This is a genomic window from Sorangium sp. So ce362 (assembly GCF_051519845.1).
In the GTDB taxonomy this organism is placed as follows: Bacteria; Myxococcota_A; Polyangia; order Polyangiales; family Polyangiaceae; genus Sorangium.
In genome coordinates this window covers 180287-192073 of sequence record NZ_CP150332.1, presented here as the reverse complement: position 1 = coordinate 192073, position 11787 = coordinate 180287, and the positions used below count along the sequence as shown (strand labels likewise).

7 protein-coding genes are annotated in these 11787 nt (G+C 73.7%); 3 read left to right on the top strand and 4 right to left on the bottom strand.

Features of this window, described 5'->3' with window-relative positions; translation table 11 throughout:
- Nucleotides 1-17: 17 nt before the first annotated feature.
- Both WMF17_RS00765 and WMF17_RS00760 read left to right on the top strand, forming a co-directional pair.
- Nucleotides 18-632 (top strand): LysE family translocator, encoded by a 615-nt coding sequence (locus WMF17_RS00765; RefSeq protein WP_437600050.1) that lies wholly within the window; start codon nt 18-20, stop codon nt 630-632.
- Between the two features lie 370 nt (nt 633-1002).
- Nucleotides 1003-2922 carry a hypothetical protein gene (locus WMF17_RS00760; RefSeq protein WP_437600048.1) on the top strand — a complete coding sequence of 640 codons (1920 nt, stop codon included), beginning with the start codon at nt 1003-1005 and terminating at the stop codon, nt 2920-2922.
- A 234-nt stretch (nt 2923-3156) separates the two neighbouring features.
- Here WMF17_RS00760 and WMF17_RS00755 read toward each other — a convergent pair whose 3' ends face one another.
- The 3 genes from WMF17_RS00755 to WMF17_RS00745 form a co-directional block, all read right to left on the bottom strand.
- The gene (locus tag WMF17_RS00755; RefSeq protein ID WP_437647437.1) at nt 3157-4302 is read right to left on the bottom strand and encodes a trans-sulfuration enzyme family protein; all 1146 of its coding nucleotides are present in this window, start codon (nt 4300-4302) and stop codon (nt 3157-3159) included.
- Between the two features lie 73 nt (nt 4303-4375).
- Entirely contained in the window at nt 4376-5479 is a 1104-nt protein-coding gene (locus WMF17_RS00750) for a metallophosphoesterase family protein (RefSeq protein ID WP_437647435.1), read from the bottom strand.
- Nucleotides 5476-6642, bottom strand: a complete 1167-nt coding sequence (locus WMF17_RS00745) for a hypothetical protein (RefSeq protein ID WP_437600045.1) — start codon at nt 6640-6642, stop codon at nt 5476-5478. Before WMF17_RS00745 ends, WMF17_RS00750 begins: the two co-directional genes overlap by 4 nt.
- 117 nt (nt 6643-6759) lie before the next feature.
- Here WMF17_RS00745 and WMF17_RS00740 point away from each other — a divergent pair, with 117 nt between their 5' ends.
- Nucleotides 6760-7749 (top strand): hypothetical protein, encoded by a 990-nt coding sequence (locus WMF17_RS00740; RefSeq protein ID WP_437647433.1) that lies wholly within the window; start codon nt 6760-6762, stop codon nt 7747-7749.
- A 25-nt stretch (nt 7750-7774) separates the two neighbouring features.
- Here WMF17_RS00740 and WMF17_RS00735 read toward each other — a convergent pair whose 3' ends face one another.
- Nucleotides 7775-11782, bottom strand: coding sequence for a serine/threonine-protein kinase (locus WMF17_RS00735; RefSeq protein ID WP_437647431.1), 4008 nt, complete (start codon nt 11780-11782; stop codon nt 7775-7777).
- Between the last annotated feature and the right edge of the window lie 5 nt (nt 11783-11787).

Genomic DNA, 11787 nt, shown 5'->3' with positions numbered 1-11787 from the left:
GATCCGGATCCGACCCCATGGCCCCTGACAACATCGTCGCATTGCTCGGAACCATGCTCGTGCTGGCTGTCGTCCCCGGACCCAGCGATATCGCGGTGGTCGCGAGGTCCGCTGCATCGGGATTCACGAGCGCGCTCTTCATGGTCGGCGGAATCGTCGCCGCCGACCTCGTGTTCATCGCGCTGGCTGTCTACAGCCTGACGGCCATCGCCGAGGCGATGGGCAGCCTGTTCGTCCTGGCGAAATACGCCTGCGCCGCGTACCTCATCTGGCTGGGAGCGGGCCTGTGGAGGGCCAGGCCCGATGTCGCCCTCGCCGGGCGGGCGGCCGGCGCTGCCCGGTTCTCTGCTTTCCTCGGCGGCTTCTTCATCACGCTCGCGGACCCCAAGGCCATCCTCTTCTACATGGGTCTGTTCCCCGCGTTCCTGGACCTGTCGAGGGTGTCCCTGGCCGATACGGCCATCCTCATGTCGATCGCCACCGGCGTCGTGGGCGGGGTGAAGCTCGGCTATGCGTACGCGGCCGAGAGGGCGACATCGTTCTTCGAGAACACCACGGCAAGAAGAAGGCTGAACATGGCCGCCGGAACGGTGATGCTCGGCACCGGCGTGTACGTGCTGTTCCGCGGATAGCGCAGGCCCGGCCACGTAGGCCGATGTCGCGCCCGCGCCGCCATCGTCCCATGACGCGCTCGCGCCGCCGCACCGCAAGCTCGCCAGCGAGAGCGCTCCAGGGGCAGGACCGCCGAGGTGCTCCCGCCGCACATCGGCCCGTGACAGGCCGGCGCGAGCGTGCGAGGTGCGACGCGGCATCGCCACCTTCAGCACCCAGCGCTCCGGCATCGCCGCGGCCCTCGGCGCGACGTAGCGACAGGACAGACGAGCATTCGATGACTGGACGAACAGCGCCGCCGGCACGGTGATGAAGCTCCCGCGCGCGGCGCCCGGCGCCTGCCGAGATCGCTTGCCACGCGTGCCGTTCGGGCGCGACGATCGGCGCTTCATGAGACGCGCCGCCCTCCTGCTCCCGATCGCCCTCGTCGCCGCGTGCGCCGGCGCTCCGGCTCCCCAGCATGGCCCTGTCGCGCCGCTGCCTCCGGCGCCCCGCGCGGCGCGCGCCCAGCCCGCCCCCGCGGCGGCGCAGCCCGTGACCGCGCCGGAAGGGCTCTCCGCGGTGCTGCGGATCGCCGACCCGCAGCGGAGCTGGAGCCACGTCACGCAGCTCATGGCGAGCACGCCCTTCGGCGTGTTGCTGTTCAGCGCGGGCCCGATGGGTCCCGAGATGCTGCTCGAGCAAGCGCTGGGGCCGGCGCTCGCCGACGTGGTCGATCTGGACAAGCCGATCGACGTCGCCTGGTTCGGCATCACGGACCCGGAGCTGCGCCCCGTGGTCTCCCTGTCGGTCGCGGAGCAGGAGGTGTCGCGGCTGCACGAGCGCTTCGTGCTCGAGGAGCACCGAGGCATGCTGCGCGTGGAGCGCGCGCGCGACGCGGATCCCGACGAGGAGACACCGCGCCAGAGCTGCGCCTTCGAGCCCGGCGAGCGCCGGGGCGGCGCGCGCCTGCTCTGCGCCAAGGACGCGAAGGATATCGACGCCGCCGCGCCCTACCTCGTGGAGGTCGTGGGCCGGGAGCCGATCGAGGCGGACGCGCGGATCGAGATCATGGAGTGGACCCTCCGCCAGGTCATGAAGAGCCAGGACGACGCGGACGGCGACGACGGCCGCTCGGGGGCGCTGGGCCAGGAGATCGGCGACGCGTTCATGCGCGACCTCGAGAGCATGAGCATGGACCTCAGGTGGGGCCGCGCGGAGGTCGACATCGGCTTCAGCATGCGCTTCGCGAGCCGGCGCTCGCCCCTCACGCGGGCCTTCGCCCCGGCCGTGGCGCCGGACGCCGCCCCCCCGCCGGCCTTCCTGCGCCTGCCGGGCGACACGGCCGTCGCCTTCTACACGCAGGGCGCGTCGCGCGCGGAGCTCACCCCGCTGCGCGAGGCCATCTTCCCGGCGCTGCGCGACGACATGGTGGACGACGGCTACGACGCGGCGGCGTTCGATCGGCTCATCGAGCGCCTCGACACGCTGGCCCTCACGGGCGGCCCCATCGTGATGGGCGCGGGCGGGGATCGCGCGGCGGCGGAGCAGGCGCTCGCGGCCCACCAGCGCGGCAAGGGCGCAGCGCGCTCGCAGAAGGCGGTGCACCGCGCGCTGCAGAGCTGGATCCTTGTCGCGGTCGAGGAGCCGGCCCAGACCTGGATTTCGGGGATGAAGGAGCTGCTCCTGCTCGGCGAAGAGCTGGACAGGCTCAAGGCGAGCCCGGAGGCGGCCGGCGGCGCGGGCACGCCCGGCGGCGCGGGCACGCCCGGCGGCGCGCCGGGGGGCCGCGCGAGCAAGGACGAGGACAAGGAGCGCACCACGCCCGTGATCGTCCGCGCGCCCGCCACGCTGCCCGCGGGGACGCTGCACATCGAGCTGCGCTCCAGACCGCTCACGAAGGACGCCCCGCCCGCGCACACGACCCATTTCTACGTCGTGCCCGCCGGCCAGCGAACGTGGTTCGGGATCGGCGAGAACGACGCCGCCGTGGTGGCGCGGCTGCGCGTCGCCGCCGACCCGGGGCGCGACGAGCGCACGCTCGCCGCGGCGCCGGGCCTGGAGGCGCTGCGGCAGCCCGGGACGCTCGCCGGCGGGCTCTTCTCGCTGGCGGGCCTCGTGTTGCTGGCGGCGCGCGGGGACACGCCGGGGGCGATCGACGAAGCCGCCAAGGAGCTCGCCGGGCTCGCGACGCTGCCGGCGCGCGGCGAGGTCGCGATCCCGCTCGCGGTCACCTCCGAGGTGCTCGGCTCCGGCGCCGCCCGCGTCACCGCCCGCGTGCGGCTGCCCCTCGCGGCGATCCACGACGCGATCGCGCTCGGCTCGCGCTGACGCCGGTCCCCCTCGAGAGGCGCGCGGGCAGCGCTCGAGGCCGCCTCACATCGAGACGTCGATCGTGGGCGTCTGGTCCGTCGTCCAGGCGCTGACGCCCGGGGAGTAGGTCGTCTCCTCGTCGCCGCCCTGGCTCGTGTGGAGTCGGCGCGCTCGCAGCGACCGCGGCGCCGATGGGCAACATCAAGGCGGCGGCGCTCAAGGTCCGGCGGATGAGCACGCGTCGTTCGAGCTTCATGGCGAGTAGCGCGCCCGGAGCGCCTCGTCGAGGTCGGTCCAGAGGTCGTCGATCGACTCGAGGCCTATCGAGAGCCGGAGCAGGTTCGGCGGCGCCAGCGTGCGCGGACCCTCGACGGTCGCCCGGTGCTCGACGAGGCTCTCGACGCCGCCGAGCGAGGTCGCGCGGAGAAAGACCTTCACGCGGCCGGCGGCGCGGAGCGCGTCCTCGGCGCCGCCGCGCACGAGGACCGAGAGCATCGACCCGAACCCGCCCTTCATCTGCCGCGCCGCCACCGGATGACCGGGGTGCGACTCGAGCCCTGGATACAGCACCCGCTCCACGCCGGCGTGGGCCGCGAGCCGGCGGGCGAGCTCCAGGGCGGAGGCGCTCGCCCTGCCGACGCGCACGAAGAGCGTCCGCATGCCGCGCAGCAGGAGCCACGCCTCGAACGGGCCGGGGACCGCGCCCTGCACGCGACGGATGTGGCGGATGCGCTGCCATGCCTCGTCGTCGCGCGCGGCCACGATCGCGCCGGCGAGGACGTCGCTGTGGCCGTTGAGCGCCTTGGTGGCCGCGTGCACCACGAGGTCGGCGCCGAGGACGAGCGGCTGCGTGTGGACGGGCGTGGCGACCGTCGAGTCGACGGCGAGCCGCGCGCCGCCCGCGCGCGCGATGTCGGCCGCGGCGGCGATGTCGACAACGTCCCAGGTGGGGTTCGCGGGCGTCTCGATCCAGACGAGGGACGTCGGACCGCGCTGGACGGCCGCGCGGAGGGCGTCGAGGTCGGTCGCGTCGACGAGCTCGAGGTCGACACCCCATGTCGCGCACCACTCGGTCATCCAGAGGCGGAGGCCATTGTACATCGCGCGCGAGGCGACGAGGCGCGCGCCCGGCCGCAAGAGCGCCTGCACCGCCGTGGTCGCGGCGGCCATGCCCGACGCGAACAGGCGTGCGTCGGCGCCGCGCTCGAGCTCCGCGAGCAGCCCCTCGGGCGCGCGGTACGTCGGGTTGTCGTCGCGCGTGTACTCGTGCGCGGCGGGCAGGCGGTAGCCCTCGTCGCGCGCGTATGTCGTGCTCGCGTGCAGCGGCGGCACGACCGCGCCGGTCGCGTCGTCGACGAAGTGGCGCGCCTGCGCGGCGAGCGTCTCGGGAGAGGTCATGGGCCCGAGGATAGCGCGGGCGCCGCGGCGCGCCCCAGGGGTGGCTCGACCGGCGGGACGGTCGCCCCTCGGCTCAATCCACGCGAACGACGGCGACCTGCGCTATCGTGCCGGGGGGCTCGACGTCGACCGTGACGAAATGGCGCCCGATGCCGTCGAGCCGCTCGGGGATCGCGCCGCCGCCGCCCGAGATGTACGCCGGGATCCCCGCGTTTTCGAACGCATAGAACGAGTGGATGTGGCCGTAGAACGTGAGATCCACGCGCCCGTCCGCGAGCATCGTGAGGAGCTTGTTTGCCTCGGCGCGGCTCGCGAACGCGCCGTTGCGGGAGCCCACCGGGTCGAGGGGCGCGAGGTGCATCGTGACCACGTGCAAGAGCTCCTGCCCCTCGGCGAGCCAGCCGTCGAGCCACCCGTAGACGAGCGGATCGATCGTCGCGCTCGCCGAGTCGAGCATCGTGAACTGCACGCCCCGGAACACGAAGCGGAAGTTCCCCCGGCCAAACCACTCATGGTAGAGGTCGTCCCGCGTGCCGAGCTCGTGGTTGCCGAGCGTCGCATAGCAGGGGAAACGGAGCGTCTTCATCTCGCGCTGGAACCGCTCGAGCTGCTCGGGTGAGCCCTGCGAGGTGAGATCGCCGCTGATGAGCGCGAAGCGGACGCCCTCCGCCTCGTTCATCTTCGCGTAGATGTCCTGAACGCGGTCGATCTCCTCCTGGACGTCGGCGAAGACCGCGAACCGCCACGGCGCGCGCCGCGCCTCGTCCGGCGAGCGCAGCGAGAGGGTCGCCTCGGCGCCGGGCGGCAGGGAGAGGCGGAAGGTGCGCTGGGTCGGAAACGGCGCGTCGACGAGCTCCACGGGCACGCGCTCGTCCCCGACGCGGGCCGAGAGCTCGGCGTCGGCGAGCATGTTCTCGATCGTGACCGTCCACGGCCCGCCCGCCTCGTCGGTGAGGCGGATCGAGAGCGCGGGCGCGCTCGCCCAGAGCGAGAGCTCTCCCGGCTCGAGGCGGCGGATCGCCGCGAGCCCCTCGTCCACGGCGACGCGCGCCTGGCCCCGTGAGGCCTTTCCTACCTCCTGATCGCGGCGCGCGCGGCCCTCGGCCACGTCGAGGCAGGACAGGGCGAGCGGCGCGGTGAGGGCGAGCAGCGCGAGGAGAGCGTCTCTCGGGATCATGGCGAGTCTCCGGGGCGGAAGAGCAGCGACAGGCGCCCGACGTACGCGGAGCCCGCCTGCACGTCGGCGAGCAGGCCCCAGCGGGGCGAGGCGTAGAGCCGGCCCTGCAGGCCGAGGTGGCCCGGGACGCCGCTGCCGAGGCCGGGGATCTTCGCGCCGCCAGCGTACCCGTCGTGCCGGTGGCCGTAAACCACCTTGGCCTCGCCGCGCGGATACCCCGCGTGCCCGAGGTACATGCCGAAGGCGAAGTGGGGAATCAAGAGCTCGTTCCCCTCGAACGGCCGGCCGCCGTTGCGGTAGCCCTCGATCGCGATCCCCCACCCCATCTCCGCGAACGAGCCCCGCAGCGTGCGCCCGATGTGGGCGAGATCGAGCCGGCCCTGGAGGGTGACCTCGCCGGTGGTGATCGAGAAGTCGTCGGACGTGTAGCGGTGATGGGTGAGCGCGCCCTCGAGCTCGAGGAACGAGCCGTCCGCCGCGCGCGGGCCGTCCGGCGTGCCGGGGCCGATGAAGCGATGCGCGGCCTCGGCGCGGAGGCGCGCATTGTCGTCGTTCAGGCCAAACCAGCCGGAGCCCGAGAGGCGGAGCGAGCTCAGGCGCAGATCCATGCCCGGCACGAGAAACGTGCGGTAGGCGAACGTGGGGTCGTGGACGTAGGCCAATCCGATCTGCGTCTCGACCCAGGGCAGCGACGAGGGAGGGCTGCCGGTGCCGCCCTCCGGGGCGAGCACGCCATAGAGGTCCGCCAGAAGGGAGATCCCGAACAGGCCCACGCCCGTCACGGTGGCGAGCACGATCGGCGCGATGACGCGCCGCGAGGCCCCGGAGACCGCCGCGCCCGCGAGCCCGCCCACGGCGAGCCCGGCCCCCGCGCCCTCGAGCGCCAGGAGGGTCCACCCCGTGCGCGGCTCGCCCAGGATCAGGTGCCCGGTGCCGTGCGCGAGGACTCCGGGGAACACCGCGCCGGCCGCGGCGAGGGCGCGCCGCCCGGTGGAGACGTCCTTCCTCGCCGGCGCCGCGGTCGCCGGCGCCTCGCCCGGCGCGGTCATGGCGGGGGAGCCCGGCGCGGCCTCGCCCTCGCCCGCGTCGGCCTGGGCCGGCGCGGTCACGAGGAGGAGCAGCAGGGCGTGGAGATGGCCTGTCGTACGCGGGGGCCTCAGCATCGAGCTCTGCGTGGCGGACGTCTACCGTGGCACGGCCGCGCCGGATTTCTGGCGGTGGATGTGCTTGTCATTGTTTTTTAGCCCATACGTTGCATCCAGCAAGAAGGGAATATTCGCATGAGCACGGTTCGAACTTTGCGGGTACCGGGGCTTCCGATCGCGTTGGCGGCGATCTTCTCTCCGCTCGTCGCCTGCTCGACGGACCCAGCGCCTCCGTCCGGCACCTCCTCCGACGTGCAGCAGCATCCTGCATCCTGCTCGTACAGAGTCACGACGAGCGTTTACGACGGGAGTCCGGACTACTGGGGCACGATCGAGATCGAGAATACCGGATCGACCGGCTGGACGAGGCCGGAGGTCGCGTTCGGGGTGCCGAGCGGCGCCACGTGCGATGATCACGAGCCGGGCTGGACCCACACGCAATCCGGGTCCACGTGCACGTATTCGAGGACCTCCAGCGTGTCGGTGGGTCCGGGCTCGTCGTTCATGTTCCATTTCTCCACGACCTCCCGCGCCTCGTTCACCCCCTCGAGCATCGAGCTGACGGATCCGAGCTGTGGCGGCGCCGGCTCAGGGGGCGGCGCCGGCTCAGGGGGCGGCGCCGGCTCAGGGGGCGGCGCCGGCTCAGGGGGCGACACCGGCTCAACGAGCACCGCCGGGTCAGGGGGCAGCACCGGGTCAGGGGGCAGCGCCGGGTCAGGGGGCGACACCGGCGTGGTGTGGCGCACGGCCAGCCTGACAGAGTTCGAGTCGTACCCCGACCCAGGCAGCGAGGAGTGCATCAAATTCAACGGGTGCATGTGGGCAGGTCAGTTCGCGGCGCTCGAAGGGCAGCAGTCGGAGAGCTGGGTCCAGGAGCACAACATCGCGGCCGTCCACTCCAAGGACTTCGAGGCCTACAAGCTGAAGACCCTGCGTCTCCGGAAGGATGGCAAGGAGATCGACGTCACGGTGTACGACATGTGCGCCGACTCCGATTGCAGCGGGTGCTGCACCGAGAACGCCCGGCCCTCGGGATTCCTGATCGACATCGAGAAGTACACGGTCGAGCGGTTCGGGGTGCCCGCGGACGGCCAGGTCGAGTGGAGGTGCCTCGACTGCGACTGAGGCGCGCCTCTCCTGCTTCGGCCAACTACGCTCCTCGCTGCCGCTCGAGCCGCTCCCGCATCACGTTGGGGATCCTCCCCGCCGCGTCGATCGCCCTCGCGAGCGCCGCCATCCCCTCCTCGTGGCGGCCGCGCCGCGAGCGCGCCCGCGCCCGCGCCTCGATGACCTCGATCTGCTCCTGCCCCACGAAATGGCGAGTGGACCGCTGCTCGAGCTCGTCCCATTCCTCGTCGCTCGCCTCCCGCGTCGCCAGGTCGATCATCGACCACAGCACCTCTTCCGCGGGGGTCATCGCCGTCTGTTCGCCCCCCGCCGCGGCGGCATTCGTCTGCTGAGCCCGGATGGGCTCGATGATCTCCCGCGCCCTGCCCTCTTCGCCCTGGTAAAGGAGCAGCCTCGCCTGAAGGAGCTGCACCACCGGCCGTATCTCCTCCCCCCGCCGCTGGCGCTCCAGCGACATGGCCCGCTCCACGTGCGGCACGGCCGCGTTCAGGTCACCCATCAGGTAAAGGTACTCGCCCAGGTTGAACTCGCTCACGAGCTCCACCGTCCCGAGACCCAGCTCGCGCGAGATGGTGAGCAGTCGACAGAAATCCAAGATCATCCCCGCGCTGTCCCCGAGACAGGCCCGCAGGAGCGCCCGGCCGTTGATCGCCGGTCCGAGGTGCAGGAGATCGCCGCGCTCCTCGCACATGCGAATCGCCCGATCCAGCACCGCGCCGGCCTCGTCCAGCTTGCCCAGCCCCGGGTAGATGAAGCCCAGGAGGAGCAGCGACACCACGAGCGTCTCGTAGCCCTCGTCGCCCACGCCTTCTGCCTGCGCCGCCGAGCGCTCGAACTGATGCGCCGCCTCCTCATCGCGGCTCTCGCGGTGGAGCGAGCGCGCCGCCGCCATCGAGAGCCGCGCCGCCAGCGCGGGCGGCAGATCACCGTGGACGAGCGCCCTCGCCTCCTCCACGCGCTGCTTGGATCGGCCGTAGTCGTCCATCCAATCGAGCGCCGTCGCCTCGTCGAGCAGGATCTCGATCTGCTCGATCACGTCGCCCTCCTCGACTGCCATCGCGCGCGCGCGATCGAGGTCCCCGAGCGCATCGTGGTAGCGACCCAGCCGGTAGCGCATCAGCCCCCGGCCCCGGTACGCCGTCCTCCGCCGCTCGCCGCGCTCCGTGGCCGGCTGCGCGAGCGCGCGGCTGTAGTGGAGCTCCGCCTCCACGTAGGCGTGCCGCCCCCGCGCCCGCTCGGCCATCGCCAGGTACGCCTCCTCCGCGACGTCCGCGAGCCCCGCCTCGGCCGCGTGGTGCGCGATCTTGAACCGCCGCTGCTCCCGGCCCTCGTGATTCGCCTCGCGGTGGTGCTCGTACGCCGCCTGGTGGATCCGCCGCCGCTCGGACTCCGCGACGTCCTGCGCGACGGCTTCCCGCACCAGCGCGTGCCGGAAGCGCAGCCCGCCCTTCCGATCGCCGACCAGCACCCCCGCCCTCAGCAGCCGCTCGGTCCCGACGCGCGCGTCGAGCGGGAAAGCCGCGCCCTCGCCGCGCTCGTCCAGGTGGCGCAGCACGCCCGCGATCTCGTCGATCGACACCTCGGCGCCGAGCAGCGAGACGAGCCGCGCGTGCGCCCCGAGCGCGGGCCCGAGCGCCGCGATCTCCGCCTGCGCCAGCGGATCGAGCGCCGGCAATGCGGGGAGCCGATCGAGCTCGTCGGTCGCCAGGTACCACGCGTCTCCCCGCGGGTGCCGGCGCAGGATCCCCTCGCGCTTGAGCCCGTGCACGAGCTCCACCAGCAGCAGCGGCACCCGCTGTGAGCGCTCGAGCAGGCGCTCGATCGCCGGCTCCGGCACGTCCCGCGCGGGCAGGAGCAGCCGCCGGCACAGCGCCCGCGCGCTCTCGTCGTCCAGCGGATCGAGCCGCAACACCTCGCGCCGGGCGGCGCGCTCGCCCCAGGAAGGGTGCGCCTCGGCGAACGCCGGGCGCCCCATCGCGCAGATCCACAGCGGCGTGGCCTCGTCCGCGAGCGCCGCGTACTCGAGCGCCGCGAGCGTCGCGTCGTGGGCGAAGTGCGCGTCGTCGAGGATCACGATCACGGGCGACGCGGCCGCGCGCCGCCGCAGGCACTCGCCCGCCGCCCGCACGCGCGCCGAGCGCAGCGCGCCGGGCGCGGCCCGGAGCGCCTCGAGCTCGGGGAAGACATCGACGCCCGTCTGCTCGTCCACCCACCCGAGCGCCATCGCGATCCCCGAGCAGAGCTCCTCGCCGAGCGCGGGGCCGAGCCGCTCCGCGAGCGCCGCGCGGACGCCGCTCTTCGGGGGCTCCTCGGGCATGCCGAGCGCCTCGCGCACGAGCTCGTGGAGCGTCGCGTCCGAGGCGGCGCTCGTCGGCTCGTGCCCGCGGAGGTCGATGATGTGGGCGTGCGGCAGGTGCTCCCGCAGCTGCTTGCCGAGCTCGACGACGAGACAGCTCTTCCCGTGGCCGGGCCCGCCCGTCACGGAGACGGCCGTGGGCTGCTTCAGGCGGAGCGCCTCCTCGGCGCTCTGCAGGAGCTGATCGAGGATGTCGCGACGGCCGATGAACGCGCCGGGGCGCGTCGCTTCCCGCGACTGGTCCTCGATGCCCGGCGGGAGCTCGTCGCCCGCCGGGGCGCGCGACGGCTCCGGGAGCGCGGCCGACGCCTCGGGCGTGAGGAACGGCCCGGGAGGCCCGTCGGCCGAGGGCCACCGCTCGGCGCGCGAGAAGAGCGGGCTCAAGAGCCGCCGCGCCCCGTCCGGGCGCGCCTGGATCGACACGGGCGCGAGATCGATGAGGACCCGCGCGCACGTCCCGCGTCGGAGCAGCTCGTCGGCCGCGCGCCGCGCGCGGTGCGCGGGGCTGGCCGCGCCCTCCTGGGGGAAGGCGCCCACGTAGCGCGCGCCGGAGGCGTGCGCGAGCTCGCCGCCGAGCGCCCGGAGCCTGCGCTGCACGGCGACGCGATCGGCCGCGCTCTCGAAGAACAGGAGCCCCATCACGCGGCGCTCGATGCCGGCCACGGAGCGCGGCGCCTCGCGCGCGCTCGTCGTGAGCTCGTCCCGGAGCGCACGCTCCAGCGCCACGCGGAGCTCGGTCGCGCTCGCGAACCGCTCGCTCCGTTCCTTGGCCAGGCAGCGGTGCACCACCTCCTCGACCGCCCGCGGCACGGCCACGCTGGCCGAGAGGCGCGGCGGCCTGCGGCTCCGGTGGTCCTCCAGCACCGCCGCGCGCGGCCCCCAGAACGGGGGTCGGCCCGCGAAGAGCTCGTACAGGATGACGCCCATCGCATAGATGTCGGCGCGCGCGTCGAGATCGACCCCCCCGGCGGACTGCTCCGGCGCCATGTACTCGGCCGTCCCCACGGCGAGATCCTCGTCCTGCCCGTCGTAGCGCCGCCCCACGACGCGGGAGATGCCCAAGTCGATGAGGGTCGCCTTCGCCTCCTCGGCGAGGATGTTCTCGGGCTTGAGGTCGCAGTGCACGTAGCCGCGCGCGTGCACGGCCTCGAGGGTCGAGAGCGTCGCGAGCCCGAGCCGGGCGGCCTCCTCGAGCTTCGGCGCCGGGCGCGCCGCGAGCCGGGCGGCGAGCGTGGGCGCGGCGATGTGCTCGATCACCGCGTAGGGCGAGCCGTCGTCCAGCGCCCCCCACCCGTGCACGGCCGGCACATGGGGGGCACCGACGGCCGCGAGCGCATCGATCTCACCCCGGAGGCGCTGGCCTGCGCCGCGCCGATCGACGCGCGCGAGCTTGATGGCCACGCGCGCCCCGCCGCTTTCGGGCTCGGCCTCGAAGACGAGACCGAAGCCGCCCTGCCCCAGCGTCCTGCGGGTCCAGTAGCCGGGGAAGCGAGGCAAGGCGACGGGGACGATCGCCGTGATGTCCGGCGGGATCGACGACTGCCCGGCGGGCGGCCGGGCGGACAGCGTGCACTCGGGGCACGCGCCCTGGTTCCGCCGCCCGCAGGCCGGACAGCGCCCCGCTTCCCTCGTCGGGCGTTCCGGCTCCTCGTCTCGCAGCGCTTCCGAGCGCATTCACG